Raw genomic sequence first — 18119 nt, 5'->3', positions numbered from 1 at the left:
CTCCTCTTGAGCGACCCGCATGCAGCTGACCCTCCTCGCCCTGATCCTGGCCCTGCTCACCGTGATCGGCTTCACGATCGGCCGGTCGCGGGCGGCGGCGTCCGTCGGCGGCCGGGTGGCGGAGCTGCATTCGGTCCCCTCCTATCACGGCGTCTATGTCGCGCTGTGGGCCGGGCTGCCGGCGCTGCTGCTGTTCATCGCCTGGACGGCGTCGGAAGGCTGGCTCGCCATGCAGCTGGTGCTGTCGGCGCTGCCGGAGCGGCTGACCACCGGCGATGGCCAGTCGGTCGCCCTGCTGAAGGCCGACATCCTCAACCTCGCCCGCGGCATCTCGACCGGGCGCGAAGCCGATCCGCTGGTGGTCGAGGCGGCGCGCCGCTACGCCGCCCTGCGCGACCTCGCCGGCTGGAGCCTGCTGGCCGTCGGCGCCAGCCTCGCCATCGCCGGGCTGGCCTGGGGCCGCCACCGCATCGGCCCGGACCTGCGCGCCCGCCCGGCGGTGGAACGGGTGGTGCGGGTGGCGCTGGTCGTCTGCTCGCTGGTCGCCATCCTGACCACGGTCGGCATCGTCCTGTCGCTGCTGTTCGAGGCGCTGCGCTTCTTCAGCGTCGTCTCGCCGCTCGATTTCCTCTTCGGCACCCATTGGAGCCCGCAGATGGCGATGCGGGCCGATCAGGTCGGCTCCAGCGGCTCCTTCGGCGCGATCCCGCTGTTCGCCGGCACGTTGCTGATCACCGTCATCGCCATGGCAGTGGCGGTGCCGGTCGGGTTGATGGCGGCGATCTACATGTCGGAATATGCCGGGCGCGGCGTCCGCACTTGGCTGAAGCCGGCGCTGGAGATCCTGGCCGGCATCCCGACCGTGGTTTACGGTTTCTTCGCCGCGCTGACCATGGCGCCCTTCGTGCGGTCGGTCGGCGAGGCGCTGGGGCTGGACGTCAGTTCGGAATCGGCGCTGGCCGCCGGCATCGTCATGGGGGTGATGATCATCCCCTTCGTCAGCTCGCTGTCGGACGACGTCATCAACGCGGTGCCGCAGAGCTTGCGCGACGGCTCCTACGGCCTCGGCGCCACCAAGTCGGAAACCATCAGGCAGGTGGTTCTGCCGGCGGCGCTGCCGGGCATCGTCGCCGCGGTGATGCTGGCGGTCAGCCGCGCCATTGGCGAGACGATGATCGTCACCATGGCGTCCGGCCTGACCGCCAACCTGACCGCCAATCCATTGCAGGCGGTGACCACCGTCACCACCCAGATCGCCACGCTGCTGGTCGGCGACCAGGAGTTCGACAGCCCAAAGACGCTGTCGGCCTTCGGCCTCGGCCTCGTGCTGTTCCTCGTCACGCTCTGCCTCAACATGGTCGCCCTGCGGGTGGTCCGGACCTATCGGGAAAAAAATGACTGACCTCGTCGAGCGGGACGCGGCGGCCGTGACGCCCTCCTCCGCCCCTGCCCCTGCCTCCTCCACCGCGCCGAAGTCGCGCCTGCGCAGCGAGGCCTTCGCCCGCCGCCTGCGCGCCCGCCATGCGGCGGAGCGCCGCTTCCGGCTGGCCGGCGCCGCCGCGGTCGCGCTGGCGGCGCTGATGCTGGTGCTGCTGCTCGGCTCCATCGTCGCCAAGGGCGCCAGTGCCTTCGTCGAGGCGCGCATCCGGCTGGAGGTGACGCTCGACCCGGCGGAGGTCGCCGACCGCAACTACACCGCCCTGCTGCGCCGGGCGCTCTACGCCCAGTTCCCGCAGGTGACCGACCGCGCCGGCCGCCGCGTGCTGAACGACCTGCTGTCGTCGGGCGCGCCGTACGAGCTGGAGGCGATGGTGGCGAAGAACCCGGCGCTGGCCGGCACGACGCAGACGATCTGGGTCCGCGCCGACGACCAGATCGACCAGCTGGTGAAGGGCGCCTACCGCCGCGACCTGCCGGAGAGCGAGCGCGGGATCGGCGACGCCAAGGTCGCCGCCGCCGACGCGCTGCTGGCCTCCGGCGCCTTGGCGCAGGGCTTCAACACCACCCTGTTCACGGCGGGCGACAGCCGCGAGCCGGAACAGGCCGGCATCGGCGGCGCCGTCGCCGGCTCGCTGCTGACCCTGCTGGTGACCATGGCGCTGTCGGTGCCGACCGGCATCGCCGCCGCGGTCTATCTGGAGGAATTCGCGCCGAAGAACCGCTGGACCGATCTGATCGAGGTGAACATCAACAACCTCGCCGCGGTGCCGTCGATCATCTTCGGCCTGCTCGGTTTGGCCGTGTTCCTGGGATTCTTCGGCATGCCGCGCTCCGCCCCGCTGGTCGGCGGGCTGGTGATGGCGCTGATGACGCTGCCGGTCATCATCATCGCGTCCCGCGTCGCGCTGAAGGCGGTGCCGCCGTCGATCCGTCAGGCGGCGCTGGGCATCGGCGCCTCGCCCCTGCAGACGGTGCTGCACCATGTGCTGCCGCTGGCGATGCCCGGCATCCTGACCGGCACCATCATCGGCATGGCCCGCGCGCTGGGCGAGACGGCGCCGCTGCTGATGATCGGCATGGTCGCCTTCATCGTCGACATCCCCCACGGGCTGACCGACAGCGCCACGGTGCTGCCGGTGCAGATCTACATGTGGGCCGACAGCCCGGAGCGGGCCTTCACCGAGCGCACCTCGGCGGCGATCCTGATCCTGCTCGGCGTCCTGATCCTGCTGAACGGCGCGGCCGTAATCCTGCGCAAGATTTTCGAGAGACGGTGGTGAGCGTCATGAGCATTCAGAACCCGCTGAAGCTGCGGCCCCGTGCCGACGACCGTGCTGGTCAACGCTCCGGCGCCGCGCTGCCCAACAAGATGACCGCCCGTGGGGTGAAGGTGTTCTACGGCGCCAAGCAGGCGTTGAAGGGCATCGACCTCGACATCCGGGAAAACCGGGTGCTGGCGCTGATCGGCCCGTCCGGCTGCGGCAAGTCGACCTTCCTGCGCTGCCTGAACCGGATGAACGAGACCATCGAGGGCTGCCGGGTCGAGGGGCGGATCGCGCTCGACGGCGAGGACGTCTATGGCAAGGCGGTCGATGCGGTGCAGCTGCGCGCCCGCGTCGGCATGGTGTTCCAGAAGCCGAACCCCTTCCCCAAGTCGATCTACGACAACGTCGCCTACGGCCCGCGCATCCACGGGCTGGCCTCCGGCCGGGACGAGCTGGACGAGGTGGTGCAGACCTCGCTGAAGCGCGCCGGCCTGTGGGGCGAGGTGAAGGACCGGCTGCGCGAACCCGGCACCAGCCTCTCCGGCGGCCAGCAGCAGCGGCTGTGCATCGCCCGCGCCATCGCCGTCAGCCCCGAGGTGATCCTGATGGACGAGCCCTGCTCGGCGCTCGACCCCATCGCGACCGCCCACATCGAGGAACTGATCGATGAGCTGCGGGCCAACTACACCATCGTCATCGTCACCCACAACATGCAGCAGGCCGCCCGCGTGTCGCAGCGCACCGCCTTCTTCCATCTGGGCGAGATGGTGGAGTGCGACGACACCGAGGAAATCTTCACCAACCCGCGCGACGAGCGCACCCAGGGCTACATCACCGGCCGCTATGGCTGAGATCCGCCCTGTGTGCCTGACGCCCGCCCCTCTTCCCTCCTTTGTTGAAAAGGCTGTGCCATGCCGGTTAACGTCGAGACGCGCGCTGTGAACGGAGCCACCATGAATGCGGCCCTGAAGCCGCTCGTCCTGATCGTCGAGGACGAGGCCGACATCCTGACGCTGCTGAAGTACAACCTTGAAAAGGAAGGCTTCCGCGTCGCCACCGCCAGCGACGGCGAGGAGGCCCTGCTGGCCGCCGGCGAACAGACGCCGCACATCGTCCTGCTGGACTGGATGCTGCCGCTGATGAGCGGGCTGGAGGTCTGCCGCCAGCTGCGCCGCAACGCCAAGACCCGCGACATCCCGATCATCATGCTGACCGCCCGCGGCGAAGAAGGCGACCGGGTGCGCGGCCTGAATTCCGGGGCCGACGACTACATCACTAAGCCCTTCTCGCCGACCGAGCTGGTCGCCCGCATGCGCGCCGTGCTGCGCCGCGCCTCGCCCGGCATGACCGACGAGGTGCTGACCTTCGCCGACGTGACGATGGATCTGGCCGCCCACCGCGTCCGCCGCAACGGTCGGGACGTACACCTCGGCCCGACCGAATTCCGCCTGCTGCGCCACTTCATGCAGCATGCCGGCCGCGTCTTCTCGCGCGAGCAGCTGCTCGATCTGGTATGGGGCCACGACGTGTACGTCGAGCCGCGTACGGTCGACGTACACATCCGCCGCCTGCGCAAGGCGATGAACGAGGAGGACGAGCTGGACCTGATCCGCACCGTGCGGTCGGCCGGCTACGCGTTGGATACCAAGTCGGTGTGAGCCCAGCGTTGGGATGGGGGTAGGATGGGGGCCGAACCACCGCAGCACTGGTGAGACTGCCTCCATGCCCTCCCCCATGCCCCTAATGATCCTGCTCTTCACCGATTTCGGGCTATCCGGTCCCTACACCGGCCAGATGAAGGCGGTGTTGGCGCAACAGGCACCCGGCGTGCCGGTCATCGACCTGTTCGCCGACGCCCCCGCCTTCGACCCGCAGCTGTCCGCCTATCTGCTGGCGGCCTACGCCCCGGCCTTCCCGGCCGGCAGCGTCTTTCTCTCTGTCGTCGATCCCGGCGTCGGCACCGACCGGCAGCCGGTGATGGTGGAGGCCGACGGGCGCTGGTTCGTCGGTCCGGACAACGGCCTGTTCGCCCTGATCGCCCGCCGCGCAACGTCGCTAAACGTCTGGAAGATCGACTGGATCCCGGACCGGCTGTCCGCCAGTTTCCACGGCCGCGACCTGTTCGCCCCCGTCGCCGCCAGCCTCGCCACCGGGCAGGCCGTCGCGCGCAGCCCGCTCGATCCCGCCGCCATCGACCGGCCGGACTGGCCGGACGAGTTGGCCCGCATCGTCTATGTCGATGTCTACGGCAACGCCATGACCGGCATGCGGGCATCCGCCCTGCCCGCCGATGCGGTGCTGACCGCCGGTGGCGCCCGCATCGCCCGTGCCCGCACCTTCGGCGCTGTCGGGCCGGGAGAGCCGCTGTGGTACGAGAACTCCAACGGGCTGGCGGAGATCGCCGTCAACCGCGGGCGGGCCGACCGCGTGCTGGGTCTCAAGGTCGGCGACCCGGTGACCGTCGAGCCCTGACCGGAAAAGAAAACCGCCCGGAAGCGGGTGCTTCCGGGCGGCTGGCGCGTGATCCGATGCTTGTCCGATCAGGCGTCTCGGGTCAGATGTCTCTGATCTGATGTCTGGGGATCAGTCGTTGTTGCGCTGGCCCAGGAACTGCAGCAGGAACTGGAACAGGTTGATGAAGTCCAGGTACAGCGTCAGGGCGCCCATCAGGGCCAGCTTGCCGGTGCTCTCGTGATCGTAGCCCTCGGCGTAGCTTTCCTTGATCGCCTGGGTGTCGTAGGCGGTCAGGCCGGTGAAGATCAGCACGCCGATGGCGGAGATCGCGAAGTGCAGGGCCGGCGACTGGAAGAAGATGTTCGCCAGGCCGGCGATCACCAGGCCGATGACGCCCATCATCAGGAAGGAGCCCATCTTCGACAGGTCGGCCTTGGTGGTGTAGCCGTAGAGGCTCATCGCCAGGAAAGTCGCCGCGGTGACGAAGAAGGTCAGCGCGATCGACGCCCCGGTGAAGACCAGGAAGATGGCCGACATCGACAGTCCCATCGCGCCGCAGTAGGCCCAGAAGATCATCTGTGCCGATGCGAAGGACAGGCGCTGGATGCCGAAGGACAGCACCATGACGAAGGCCAGCGGCGCCAGCATCACCACCCACTTCAGCGGGGTGCCGAAGATGGTGGCCATCATGGCCGGGCTGGACGACACGAGTGCGGCGACCAGACCCGTCAGGATCAGGCCGGCACCCATGTAGTTGTACACGCGCAGCATGTGCTGGCGCAGGCCTTCGTCGAAGTATCCCCGATCTGTCGCGCGGCCTGCGGTCGCGAAGCGGTTATAGGTCGGGTCTGCCATGGTTTGGTTTCCTTGGTGGAATTGGGTGATCCCGTCGCAGGACATATTGGCGAGTCCGCCATGCGGTTCAATAGGAATCGGCGGCGCTTTTTCCAGATGAAAAAGCTTTCACGATTCGTTTTTCCTGCGGGTTCATCATACGGGAGTCACTCGTTCCGAAGCAATGGCGCCGAAGGCTGGCCCAGAGCCCGCCAAGTACCATAGAACCCGAAAGCCAGCGTGATCGCCGTGCTCAGCAAGGCGGTGGTGATGACCGCCGACGGCAGGAAGCTCCATTCCCAATGCATCAGGAACTTCAGCACCGCCCAGGCGGTCAGCGTGCCGATGATGCCGGCGATGACCGCGGTCAGCAGGCCGAGCAGCCCGTATTCCAGCAGGAAGGCGCGCAGCACGTCGCCGCGCGTGGCGCCCAGCACCTTCAGCACCACCGCGTCGTACACCCGGCGGCGGTGGCCGGCGGCGACCGCTCCGGCCAGCACCAGCGTGCCGGCGGCCAGCGTGATGCCGGCGACGATGCGCACCGCGGTGCCGATGTGGCCCAGCATCTCCGCCACCGTGTCGAGCGCGTCCTTCACCCGCACCATGGTGATGTTGGGGAAGCGTTGCAGGACGGCGCGCTGCACCTGGGTCTCGGCGTCCGGCGTGGCGCGGACGGTGGCGACCCAGGTCTGCGGCGCCCCCTCCAGCGTGCCGGGGGCGAAGACCATGGTGAAGTTGATCGCCATGCTGCTGAAATCGGCCGAGCGCACATTGGCGACCTTCGCCTCGAAGCTGCGGCCCAGGATGTTGACGGTCATGGTGGCGCCGGGACCGATGCCGAAGGCCTCGGCGACGCTCTGGTGGATGGAGATCAGCGGCGGCCCGGCATAGTCGGTCGGCCACCAGCTGCCGGCGGTGACGGTGGAGTGCTTCGGCAGCGTCGCCGAATAGGTGATGCCGCGGTCGCCGGCCAGGATCCAGGCCTGCTCCGGGTTGACCAGCGCCTGTTCGGCGTCCTGGCCGTTCACCCGCTCGATCCGGCCGCGCAGGCTCGGCACCGCCTCGAAGGCGTTCGCGCCGGGGACGGCGGTGACGAGGTTGCGTAAGGGATCGAACTGGTCGCGCTGGATGTCGACGAAGAAGAAGGCGGGGGCATCCTGCGGGATGGTTTCCGACACCCGGCGGGCGAAGTTGCCCTGGATCAGCGCGATGGCGACCAGCACCGTCAGGCCGAGACCCAGCGACAGCACCACCGCCGCCGTCGGGTTGCCCGGCCGGTGCAGGTTGGCGAGCGCCAGCCGCAGGCCCGGACGCCTGACGCGCCCCACCCGCGCCGCGCCCCAGGTGACCAGGGCGGCGGCGGCGCGGAAGGCGAGGAAGGTGGCGATGGAGCCGCCGACGAACCACAGGGCGAAGATCTTGTTGTGGGCGGTCAGCACCGCCAGCCCGGCGAGCGCCAGGGCCGACATGATCATCGCGACCGTATAGGGCGTGCGCGGCCGGCCGCCGGCCGGGGCGATCACGTCGCGGAACAGCGCGCCCGCCGGCACCTCGCGCGCCCGGCCCAGCGGCCACAGCGAGAAGGTCAGCGCCGTCAGCACGCCGTAGAGCGCGGCGAGCGCCAGGGCGCCGGGATAGACGCCGATGTGGGCCGACACCGGCAGCACGCCGTCGAGCAGCCGGCCGAGCGCCAGTGGCGCCATGGCGCCCAGCGCCAGCCCGATGACGATGCCCAGCAGCGCCAGCGCCAGGATCTGCGCCAGATAGAGCTGGAAGACCAGGGCGCCGGGCGCGCCGATGCACTTCATCATGGCGATGGTGCGGGCGCGCGAATCGAGATGGCTGCGCACGGCGTTGCCGACCCCGACGCCGCCGACCAGCAGCGCCGTCAGCCCGACCAGCGTCAGGAACAGCGTCATGCGGTCGATGAAGCGCTCGATCTGCGGCGAGGCGTTGGTGTAGTCGCGCATCCGCCAGGGCGCATCGGGGAAGCGGGCGCGCAAGCCCTCCTGCCACGCCTTGAGGTCGGTGTCCGGCGGCAGCGCCACCTTGGTGCTCCACCAGGTGAGGCTGCCGGGTTGCAGCAACCCGGTGTTCGCCAGCGACGGCAGCGCCACCAGCAGCCGCGGCCCGAGCGAGAAGGCGTTGGAGGAGGCGCGGTCCGGCTCGCGGTCGAGCACGGCGGCGACGCGGTAGGCGCCCTCGCCGACATGGATGGTGTCGCCGGGCTTGATGCCCAGCCGGTCGACCAGACTGGCTTCGACCACGGCGCCCCAGCGGCCGTCTTTCTGTGCCAGCGCGTCGCGCAGGTCGCCGCCGCCCTCCAGCGTCACGGCGCCATAGAGCGGATAGAAATCGTCGACCGCCTTCAGCTCGACCAGAGAGGAGCGGACGTCGTCATCCGCGCGGGCCATCGCCCGCATCTCGGCGGAGGTCGACACCCGGCCGCCGGCCTTCAGCGCCGCCATCTGCTCGTCGGCCGGCGGATTGTAGAGTTGCCGCAACGCGACGTCACCGCCGAGGATGGAGCGCCCGTCGCTCGCCAGCCCGTCGAGCAACCCGCTCGACACCGACTGCACCGCGGCGATGGCGGCGACGCCCAGGGCGAGGCAGGCGAGAAAGACCCAGAATCCTTTCAGGCCGGTGCGCAGCTCCCGCCGGGCAAGGCGGAGCGCGAGGCTGAGGTCGGTCATCGCGTCGCCCTCCCATACCCGCAGCTATTCCCTCTCCCCTGCGGGTCCCCTCTCCCCCCCCGGGGAGAGGGTTAGGGTGAGGGGGATGCATGGCGAGGAGTATCTTGATGGAGAGGGCTTTGCGCCTCGAGCAACGCCACGCAGTGCGTCCCCCTCACCCCGACCCTCTCCCCGGGGGGGGAGAGGGGGAAACGGCCAACGTAAGTTCTCCCATCCCCCTCACTCCCCCGCCGCCTGCAGCTTCGCGCGCCGCGCCGCCTGCCCGTCGTCGGCGATCCGCCCGTCGGCCAGCCGCACCGTGCGGTCGCAGCGCGCGGCGAGGCTCTGGTCGTGGGTGATCAGCACCAGCGTGGTGCCCCGCCGCTCGGCCAGATCGAACAGCAGCTTGACGATGGTGGCGCCGGTGTCGATGTCGAGGTTGCCGGTCGGCTCGTCGGCGAGCAGAAGCGACGGCTCAGTGACGAAGGCGCGGGCGAGCGCGGTGCGCTGCTGCTCGCCGCCCGACAGCTGGCCGGGATAATGGTGGATGCGGTGGCCCAGCCCCACCTGCTCCAGCCCGACGCGGGCGCGGTCGAAGGCGTCGGCGACGCCGGCGAACTCCAGCGGGATGGCGACATTCTCCAGCGCCGTCATGGTCGGCACCAGATGGAAAGCCTGGAAGACGATCCCTACATGCTGGCGGCGGAAGCGCGCCAAGCCGTCCTCGTCCAGCTTCCGGAGATCCTGGCCGGCGACGCGGACGATGCCGCCGCTGGGGCGTTCCAGCCCGGCCATCACCATCATCATGGTCGACTTGCCGGAGCCGCTGGGGCCGACGACGCCGACCCGCTCGCCGGCCGCCACCTGAAGATTCACGCCGCGCAGGATGTTGACGGGTCCGGCGCCGCTGTCCAATTTCAGGTGGACGTCGTCGAGTTCAACGATGATTTCGTTTGAAGAGCGGGCGATGGAATTTGACGACGTTGCAGGGGACTGAGCCTTGGACATGCGACACTCGCACAAGCGGAATGGACCATCGCCATATGGCACGACCCGCCGGGCTTTCAACACGGGCGCCCTTGGCGTGGCGCCAGCGGCCATATTCGCCTTTCTTTTCGCCGCAGGGGCATCGATGACCGTTCCGACCCGCGCGGTCGCCGCGCAGCCGGTGAAGCTGCTGGCGCTGGGCGACAGCCTGACTGCCGGCTACGGCTTGCCGGAACCGCAGGGCTTCACCCGCCAACTGGAAAAGGCGCTGGCGGCGAAAGGCTACAGCGTCACCGTCGTCAACGCTGGCGTGTCGGGCGACACCACGGCGGGCGGGCGGGCGCGGCTCGACTGGGCGCTGGCCGACAAGCCGGACGCCGCCATTGTGGAGTTGGGCGCCAACGACATGCTGCGCGGGCTCGACCCCGGTCAGGCCAGGGCCAACCTCGACGCCATCCTGAAGACGCTGAAGGAGCGCAAGGTGCCGACCCTGCTGGCCGGCATGTTCGCCTCGCCCAGCCTGGGCAAGCCCTATACCGACAGCTTCAACGCCATCTACCCGGATCTGGCGAAGAGCTACGATGTGCCGCTCTATCCCTTCTTCCTCGACGGGGTGGCGTTGCAGCAGGCGCTGATCCAGCCGGACGGGCTGCACCCCAACGCCCAGGGCGTGGCGGTGATCGTCGAGCGTATCCTGCCCTCCGTCACCGCCCTGCTCGACAGCCTGCCGCAAATCCAGAAGACTACTGAAAAGACCGGAGGCTGATCCGCCATGACCGTGACCCCTACGACCGCGACTCCCATGGCCGCGACCCTGGACAGCGACACCCGCTTTCATGCCGCCTGCGCCGCCGGGGCGGAGTGGGGACCGACGGTCAAGGCCTGCTTGGATCGCCTGGGCCCGGTCGCCGGTTGCAACCTGGGCTTCCTCTACCTGACCGACGGGCTGGCGGAGCATGCCACCAGCATCGTCACCCTGCTGCGCGGCGTCACCGGCATCCGCCATTGGGTCGGCACCGCCGGCATCGGCGTGATGGCGAACGGCGCCGCCCTGTTCGACGAGCCGGGTCTGGCGATCATGGCCGCCCGCCTTCCGGAGGACAGCTTCCGTCTGTTCCCCTCCCTGACCGACGGGCTGGAGCCGCTGCGCGGCAGTGCTGGCGGCTGGCTGGACAAGCATGGCGCGGCGCTGGCGCTGGTCCATGTCGACCCGCACCATGCCGACATGGCCGGGCTGGTCGCCCGTTTGTCGGATGAGACCGGCGTTTTCCTGGTCGGCGGCCTGACCGCCTCGCGCGGGGAGTTCCCACAGATCGCCGCCGGAGCGGAGGATGCCGACCCGGTCACCGAGGGCGGCGTGTCGGGCGTGCTGTTCGCGCCGCAGCTGCCGGTCGCCACCGCGCTGACCCAGGGCTGCCGCCCCATCGGACCGACGCGCATCGTCACCGCCAGCGACGACAACGTGATCCTGGAGATCGACGGCCGCCCGGCGCTCGACGTGTTCAAGGAGGACATCGGGCCGGAGCTTGCCGCCGACCTGCGGCAGGTCGCCGGGCTGATCTGCGCCGGGCTGCCCATCGCCGGCTCCGACACCCAGGATTATCTGGTGCGCGACCTGATCGCCATCGACCCGCGCGCCGGCTGGCTCTCCATCGCCGAACGGGTCACCACCGGGCAGACGGTGATGTTCACCCGCCGCGACGCGGAGACCGCCGCCGCCGACATGCGCCGGATGCTGGACAGCCTCAAGAAACGGGTGAAGGCGACGCCGAAGGGGGCGGTGTATGTCAGCTGCATCGCCCGCGGCCCCAGCCTGTTCGGTGCCGCCAATGCCGAGCTGTCGATGATCCGCGAGGTCTTCGGCGACATCCCGCTGACCGGCTTCTTCGCCTCGGGCGAGGTGTCGCACAACCGGCTCTATGGCTACACCGGCGTGCTGACGCTGTTTCTGTAAAGATCATTTCGAATAAGGAACGTTCCGGATGCAGTATCGTCCGCTTGGCCGCACCGGCCTGTCGGTCAGCGCCATCGGCCTGGGCACCATGACCTGGGGCCGCCAGAACACCGAGGCCGAAGGCCATGCCCAGATGGACGCCGCGCTCGACCGCGGCATCAATTTCTGGGACACGGCGGAGATGTACGCCATCCCACCCACCGCCGACACCTATGGCAAGACGGAGGAGGTGATCGGCAGCTGGTTCCAGTCGCGCGGCAAGCGCGACAAGGTGATCCTCGCCAGCAAGATCATCGGCCTGCCGGCCGGCGGCTTCGGCTGGATACGCGAAGGCAAGTCGCGGCTCGACCGCGCCAACCTCTTCGCGGCGGTGGAGGCCAGCCTGTCGCGGCTGAAGACCGACTACATCGACCTCTACCAGATCCACTGGCCCGACCGCGTCACCAACCGCTTCGGCGTCCGCACCTACAAGCACAAGCCCGAGCAGGACGCCGTTCCGATCGAGGAGACGCTTGCGGCGCTGGCCGAGCTGATCCAGGCCGGCAAGATCCGCCATGTCGGCCTGTCGAACGAAAGCCCGTGGGGCGTCATGCGCTACCTGCGCGCCTCTGAGACTGCTGGCCTGCCGCGCGTCGCCTCGATCCAGAACGCCTACAACCTGCTGAACCGGACCTTCGAGAACGGCTTGTCGGAGGTGGCTCTGCGCGAGGATGTCGGGCTGCTGGCCTATTCGCCGCTCGCCGCCGGCACGCTGACCGGCAAATACCTGAACGGCGCCATCCCGCCGGGCAGCCGCCGCTCGCTCGACCACCGGCCGTCGCGCTACAACACGGTCAATGCCAACGCGGGGACGGAAGCCTATCTGGACATCGCCCGCCGCCATGGGCTGGCGCCCAACCAGATGGCCATCGCCTTCACGTTGCAGCAACCCTTCGTCACCTCGTCGCTGATCGGGGCGACGACAATGGAGACGCTTATCTCCAACATCGATTCCCTCTCCCTGACCCTGTCGCCCGAGGTGATCGCGGAGATCGACGCCGTGCACAACCGCATGCCGGATCCGTGCCCGTAAGCTGTCGTACGGCCCGCCTCCTTTCCTGGAAAGGGGGCGGGCCGTTGCAGCAACCGGCCCTGTAAGTCTGGAGGTGCCCCATGCTCCGCCTGTTCGTCGCGCTCGACCTGACGGAGGAGGTTCGCCGCCGGCTGGCCGGTCTGGGCGGCGGGGTGCCCGGCGCGCGCTGGACCGAACCCGAAACCATGCACCTGACCCTGCGCTTCATCGGCGAAGTGCCGGAGGATCAAGCGATGGACATCGACGCCGCCCTGGCGGAGCTGCGGGCGCCGGCCTTCGCGCTCACCTTCGACGGTGTCGGCGTGTTCGGCGCCGGCCGCAAGGCGCGGGTGCTGTGGGCGGGGGTGGAGCGCAACGAGGCGCTGGCCCATCTCCAGGCCAAGGTCGAGTCCGCCATCGTCCGCTGCGGCCTGCCGGCGGAGGAGCGGAAATTCTCCCCCCACATCACGCTGGCCCGGCTGAAGGATGCGCCGGCCGACCGCATCGGCCGCTTCCTGTCCGACCGCGGCCTGTTCCGCGCCGGTCCGATGCCGGTAGACCGCCTCACCCTCTACCGCAGCCATCTCGGCAACGGCGGCGCCGTCTATGAAGCGTTGCGGGACTATCCGCTGGACGGCGCTGTGGACGGCTGACCGCGTTCAGGCGGTGATGCTGTCCCAGGGATCGGTCTCGGCGTCGGGCTTGACGCCGCCGGTGCCGGTGACGACCACCCGGTCCTTGCCGTCCTGCTTGGCGCGGTACATGCGCTGATCCGCCAGCTCCACCAGCGCTTCCCAGTCGGCGGGACGGTCGGCCGTCTGTTCGGCGATGCCGATGCTGGCGGTCTGCAAACTGCCGTCCGGCCGCTTGCCGAAGCCGGCGCGGCGCATGCGCTCCACCGCGATCATCGCGCCGTCCAGCGGGGTGTCGGGCATGACGACCAGGAACTCCTCCCCGCCCCAGCGGATCAGGGCGTCGGACTGGCGCAGCAGGCTGCGGATGGTGTTGGCGGCATGGCGCAGGACGCGGTCGCCCTCCTCATGGCCATAGCGGTCGTTGACCGCCTTGAAGTCGTCCAGATCGACGAAGATCGCCGTCAGCGGCTGCGCCGCCCGTTCGGCATGGGCGACCTGGAGTTTCAGCAACTCCTCCCCGATCCGGCGGGAGAAGGCGCCGGTCAGCGCGTCGTGCGCCGCCTGTTCCAGCAGCGCGATCATGAAATGCAGCTGGCTGATCGCCGCCAGCGTCGCCACCACCGCGATCAGCGCCAGCAGCCACAGCGCGCTGATGTAGGACGGGAACGGCATCACCAGCGAGCCGTAGAAGCCGGCGGCCAGATGGGCGCCCAGCATCGGTGCCGCGAACAGCGCCCCCTCCAGCGCGGTCAGCGGAAAGACGCTGAGCCCCGCCACCATCACGAAGGGCAGATAGCCGTAACCGGCGCTGACGGCGATGCGCAGGTCATCGACCCCCTGGTTGTAGAGCAGCGGGTGCGAAATGGCGAAGAACAGTGTCGGGATCGCCAGCAGCGCCGCCAGTCGCCACCAGGCGCAGGTCATGTCTTCGCAGGACCGGCGGTCGAAGGCGAGCGCCAGGAAGGCGGCGCTGGCGGTCAGGCGCAGCAGGATCAGCCAGATCGCCAGCGACCATTCGAAGACGGTGACGTCGATGGCGATCCACAGCGGCGTCAGGATGCCGAAGATCAGCGCCACCATGCGCACGCGCGACTGGATCATCGCGGCGCGGCGACGTTGCAGGATCGGCGAGTGGCCCGCCGGCAGGATCAGGTCGGGCAGTTCGTCGCTGCGGACGAAGGCGTCGACCAGCGCGGCGAGAAGCCTCTCAACCCGCATGCGGCAGCCTGCCCCCGGCATCGGCCGGACGTGTCGCCAATGGATTAGCCATGCTGGGTGATTACACGTGCATGACCGCCCCTTCAACGGCTTTTGCGCAAAAACCGCTCGGGAGCTGTGGAAAACACGCAAAGATCCCAGTGTGCGACAAAAAGTAACGGGCGGCGCGTCGCTGCCGACACACCGCCCGTACAAACAGGTCCATCTTGTCCCCGGCAATGGCCGGGATCAGTCCTTCAGGTCTTCCCAAAGCTCCTTCACCTTGGCGAAGAAGCCTTCCGACTGCGGGTTCGACCCTTCCTTGGCGGCACCTTCGAACTCGCGCAGCAGTTCCTGCTGGCGCTTGGTCAGGTTCACCGGGGTTTCCACCACCGCCTGGATGTACATGTCGCCGCGCTGGGCGCTGCGCAGCACCGACATGCCCTTACCCTTGATGCGGAACTGGTGGCCCGACTGGGTGCCCGGCGGGACCGTCACCTTGGTGCGGCTGCCGTCGATGGTCGGCACCTCCACCGCCCCGCCGAGCGCCGCCGTGGTCATCGGGATCGGCACCCGGCAGTGGATGTTGGCGCCGTCGCGCTGGAAGATCGGGTGAGGGGCGAGCGCCAGGAAGATGTAGAGGTCGCCGGCCGGCGCGCCGCGCAGGCCCGCCTCGCCCTCGCCCGCCAGACGGATGCGGGTGCCGTCCTCGACGCCGGCGGGGATGTTGACCTGAAGGGTCTTCTCCTTGCGCAGCCGGCCGGAGCCGCCGCAGTTCTTGCAGGCGTCCTTGATGACCTTGCCGGCGCCGTGGCAGCCGGGGCAGGTCCGCTCGATGGTGAAGAAGCCCTGCTGCGCCCGCACCTTGCCGTGGCCCTGGCAGGTCGGGCAGGTGATCGGCTGGGTCCCCGCTGCGGCGCCCGACCCGTTGCAACCGTCGCACTGCACGGTGGTGGGCACGCGGATGGTGGTCTGGGTGCCTTTGAAGGCGTCCTCCAGCCCGATCTCCAGATTGTAGCGCAGGTCCTGGCCGCGGCCGGACGCACCGCCGCCGCCGCGGCGCCCGCCCATGAACTCGCCGAACATCTCGTCGAAGATGTCGGCGAAGCCGCCGCCGCCGCCGAAGTCGAAGTTGAAGCCGCCGGCGCCCGCACCGGCACCAGGACCACGGCCATTCTCGAAGGCGGCGTGGCCGAACCGGTCGTAGGCCGCGCGCTTCTGATCGTCCTTCAGGACGTCATACGCCTCGCTGATTTCCTTGAACTTCTGCTCGGCGTCCTTGTCACCCTGGTTGCGGTCCGGGTGGTACTGCATCGCCATCTTGCGATAAGCCTTTTTCAGCTCATCCGCGCTGGCGTTCTTCGCCACACCGAGCAGCTCGTAATAATCCTGTTTCGCCATGGGGGCCGACCGCCTTTGAGTCGTTCTGGTCCAAACTGTCCGCGTTGCGTCGGAGCCTGACCCCAGCATACCGAAGGCCCGCCGCCGGGGAAAGGCGGCGGGCCATCGATGCTCGCGTCAGGTCCGTATCAAAAAGAAGCTGGCGTCGGGCTTATGCCGACTTCTTCTTGTCGTCCTGGACCTCTTCGAAGTCGGCGTCGACGACGCCCGGCTCGTTCGGCTGGGCGCCCGGCGCCTCGCCGCCCGCAGCCGGGGCCTCGCCCTGGCCGGCCTTGTACATCGCCTCGCCCAGCTTCATCGAAACCTGGGCCAGGGCCTCGGTCTTCGCCTTGATGCCCTCCAGATCCTCGCTGTCCAGCACCGACTTCAGCTCGGCGACGGCAGCCTCTGCGGCGGTCTTGTCGGAGGCCGGGATCTTGTCGCCGTTCTCCTTGATGGTCCGCTCGGTGGTGTGGATCAGGGCGTCGGCATGGTTGCGGGCGTCGACCAGCTCGCGGCGCTTCTTGTCGTCGGCCGAGTGGGCCTCGGCGTCCTTCACCATCTTCTGGATGTCGGCGTCCGACAGGCCGCCCGAGGCCTGGATGCGGATCTGCTGCTCCTTGCCGGTCGCCTTGTCCTTCGCCGTGACGCTGACGATGCCGTTGGCGTCGATGTCGAAGGTCACCTCGACCTGCGGCACGCCGCGCGGGGCCGGCGGGATGCCGACCAGATCGAACTGGCCCAGCATCTTGTTGTCGGCCGCCATCTCACGCTCGCCCTGGAAGACGCGGATGGTGACGGCGTTCTGGTTGTCCTCGGCGGTCGAGAAGGTCTGGCTCTTCTTCGTCGGCACCGTGGTGTTGCGGTCGATCAGGCGGGTGAAGACGCCGCCCAGCGTCTCGATGCCCAGCGACAGCGGGGTGACGTCGAGCAGCAGGACATCCTTGACCTCGCCCTTCAGCACACCGCCCTGGATGGCGGCGCCGATGGCGACCACCTCGTCCGGGTTCACGCCGCGGTGCGGCTCACGGCCGAAGAACTGCTTCACCGCGTCGATGACCTTCGGCATGCGGGTCATGCCGCCGACCAGGATCACCTCGTCGATCTCGCTGGCCTTCAGGCCGGCGTCCTTCAGGGCCGCCTTGCAGGGCTCGATCGTGCGCTGCACCAGTTCGTCCACCAGGGCTTCCAGCTTGGCGCGGGTCAGCTTGATGTTCAGGTGCTTCGGACCGGTCTGGTCGGCGGTGATGAAGGGCAGGTTGACTTCGGTCTGCGTGGTGGACGACAGCTCGATCTTCGCCTTCTCGGCAGCTTCCTTCAGGCGCTGCAGCGCGAGCTTGTCCTTGCGCAGGTCGATGCCCTGCTCCTTGCTGAACTCGTCCGCGAGATACTCGATGATCCGGCTGTCGAAGTCCTCGCCGCCCAGGAAGGTGTCGCCGTTGGTCGACTTCACCTCGAACACGCCGTCGCCGATCTCCAGCACGGAGATGTCGAAGGTGCCGCCGCCCAGGTCATAGACCGCGACGGTGCCGGACCCCTTCTTCTCCATGCCGTAGGCCAGTGCCGCGGCCGTCGGCTCGTTGATGATGCGCAGGACTTCCAGCCCGGCAATCTTGCCGGCGTCCTTGGTGGCCTGGCGCTGGCTGTCGTTGAAGTAGGCCGGGACGGTGATGACCGCCTGCGTGACCTTCTCGCCCAGATAGTTCTCGGCGGTTTCCTTCATCTTGGTGAGGATGAAGGCGCTGATCTGGCTGGGGCTGTACTTCTTGGAGTGCGCCTCGACCCAGGCATCGCCGTTGTCGCCGGAGATGATGCGGTAGGGAACCAGGCCCTGATCCTTCTTCGTCAGCGGATCGTCGAAGCGGCGGCCGATCAGACGCTTAATGGCGAAGAGGGTGTTTTCCGGATTGGTGACCGCCTGGCGCTTGGCGGGCTGGCCGATCAGCCGCTCGCCGCCTTGGCTGAAGGCGACCATGGACGGCGTCGTCCGCGCGCCCTCGGCGTTCTCGATCACCTTGGCGCTGCCGCCTTCCATCACGGCGACGCACGAGTTCGTGGTGCCGAGGTCGATACCAATCACTTTGCTCATGTTCAGCCTCTTTCGTTCGGCAGATGCGTGGCGGCCCGTCTGGTCCGGCACCGCCGCGATCCCCATAGGGTCGGTGAAACGTCGGTGGAGCGCTTGGGGTCCTGGTGTCCGGGGGCGACACATGAAAGCGATGCCCCCGGGTCCGGCCCATGCTGGCGGAG

General features: G+C 68.7%; 15 protein-coding genes. 9 read left to right on the top strand and 6 right to left on the bottom strand.

Annotation, left to right across the window (positions count from 1 at the left end):
• Positions 1-19: 19 nt before the first annotated feature.
• The 5 genes from pstC (at position 20) to ABNQ38_RS23225 (ending at position 5177) form a co-directional block, all read left to right on the top strand.
• Complete coding sequence (gene pstC, locus ABNQ38_RS23245) at positions 20-1402, top strand: phosphate ABC transporter permease subunit PstC (RefSeq protein ID WP_377808247.1); 1383 nt, start codon at positions 20-22, stop codon at positions 1400-1402.
• Positions 1395-2720 carry a phosphate ABC transporter permease PstA gene (pstA, locus tag ABNQ38_RS23240; RefSeq protein ID WP_377808246.1) on the top strand — a complete coding sequence of 442 codons (1326 nt, stop codon included), beginning with the start codon at positions 1395-1397 and terminating at the stop codon, positions 2718-2720. The genes pstC and pstA overlap by 8 nt, the downstream gene beginning before the upstream one ends.
• A gap of 89 nt (positions 2721-2809) precedes the next feature.
• Positions 2810-3556: a phosphate ABC transporter ATP-binding protein PstB gene (pstB, locus tag ABNQ38_RS23235; RefSeq protein ID WP_377810112.1), complete on the top strand. Its 747-nt coding sequence runs from the start codon at positions 2810-2812 to the stop codon at positions 3554-3556.
• A 102-nt stretch (positions 3557-3658) separates the two neighbouring features.
• Entirely contained in the window at positions 3659-4363 is a 705-nt protein-coding gene (gene phoB, locus ABNQ38_RS23230) for a phosphate regulon transcriptional regulator PhoB (RefSeq protein WP_109452346.1), read from the top strand.
• A gap of 85 nt (positions 4364-4448) precedes the next feature.
• A complete protein-coding gene (locus ABNQ38_RS23225; RefSeq protein WP_377810111.1) occupies positions 4449-5177 on the top strand; it encodes an S-adenosyl-l-methionine hydroxide adenosyltransferase family protein in 729 nt (242 codons plus the stop codon).
• Between the two features lie 111 nt (positions 5178-5288).
• Here ABNQ38_RS23225 and ABNQ38_RS23220 read toward each other — a convergent pair whose 3' ends face one another.
• The 3 genes from ABNQ38_RS23220 to ABNQ38_RS23210 form a co-directional block, all read right to left on the bottom strand.
• Positions 5289-6014, bottom strand: a complete 726-nt coding sequence (locus tag ABNQ38_RS23220; protein ID WP_063635611.1) for a Bax inhibitor-1/YccA family protein — start codon at positions 6012-6014, stop codon at positions 5289-5291.
• 146 nt (positions 6015-6160) lie between these two features.
• Positions 6161-8686, bottom strand: a complete 2526-nt coding sequence (locus ABNQ38_RS23215) for an ABC transporter permease (RefSeq protein WP_377808245.1) — start codon at positions 8684-8686, stop codon at positions 6161-6163.
• Between the two features lie 219 nt (positions 8687-8905).
• Complete coding sequence (locus ABNQ38_RS23210) at positions 8906-9673, bottom strand: ABC transporter ATP-binding protein (protein WP_377808244.1); 768 nt, start codon at positions 9671-9673, stop codon at positions 8906-8908.
• Positions 9674-9797: 124 nt separating this feature from the next.
• On the opposite strand from ABNQ38_RS23210, the gene ABNQ38_RS23205 reads away from it, so the two are divergent.
• The 4 genes from ABNQ38_RS23205 (at position 9798) to thpR (ending at position 13310) form a co-directional block, all read left to right on the top strand.
• Positions 9798-10418, top strand: a complete 621-nt coding sequence (locus ABNQ38_RS23205) for an arylesterase (RefSeq protein WP_109052282.1) — start codon at positions 9798-9800, stop codon at positions 10416-10418.
• Positions 10419-10424: 6 nt separating this feature from the next.
• On the top strand, positions 10425-11606 hold the full coding sequence (locus tag ABNQ38_RS23200; protein ID WP_377808243.1) for an FIST N-terminal domain-containing protein: 1182 nt from the start codon (positions 10425-10427) through the stop codon (positions 11604-11606).
• A gap of 28 nt (positions 11607-11634) precedes the next feature.
• The gene (locus ABNQ38_RS23195; RefSeq protein WP_377808242.1) at positions 11635-12678 is read left to right on the top strand and encodes an NADP(H)-dependent aldo-keto reductase; all 1044 of its coding nucleotides are present in this window, start codon (positions 11635-11637) and stop codon (positions 12676-12678) included.
• A gap of 80 nt (positions 12679-12758) precedes the next feature.
• On the top strand, positions 12759-13310 hold the full coding sequence (thpR, locus tag ABNQ38_RS23190; protein WP_377808241.1) for an RNA 2',3'-cyclic phosphodiesterase: 552 nt from the start codon (positions 12759-12761) through the stop codon (positions 13308-13310).
• Positions 13311-13316: 6 nt separating this feature from the next.
• Here thpR and ABNQ38_RS23185 read toward each other — a convergent pair whose 3' ends face one another.
• The 3 genes from ABNQ38_RS23185 to dnaK form a co-directional block, all read right to left on the bottom strand.
• The gene (locus tag ABNQ38_RS23185) at positions 13317-14510 is read right to left on the bottom strand and encodes a diguanylate cyclase (RefSeq protein ID WP_377808240.1); all 1194 of its coding nucleotides are present in this window, start codon (positions 14508-14510) and stop codon (positions 13317-13319) included.
• 228 nt (positions 14511-14738) lie between these two features.
• Positions 14739-15890 carry a molecular chaperone DnaJ gene (dnaJ, locus tag ABNQ38_RS23180; protein WP_377808239.1) on the bottom strand — a complete coding sequence of 384 codons (1152 nt, stop codon included), beginning with the start codon at positions 15888-15890 and terminating at the stop codon, positions 14739-14741.
• 151 nt (positions 15891-16041) lie between these two features.
• Positions 16042-17958, bottom strand: coding sequence for a molecular chaperone DnaK (gene dnaK, locus ABNQ38_RS23175; protein WP_377808238.1), 1917 nt, complete (start codon positions 17956-17958; stop codon positions 16042-16044).
• Positions 17959-18119 lie beyond the last annotated feature (161 nt).

Source organism: Azospirillum sp. A29 (assembly GCF_042604625.1).
GTDB lineage: Bacteria > Pseudomonadota > Alphaproteobacteria > Azospirillales > Azospirillaceae > Azospirillum > Azospirillum palustre.
The sequence above is the reverse complement of the archived record's forward strand: the minus strand, read 5'-3'. Positions and strand labels throughout refer to the sequence as shown.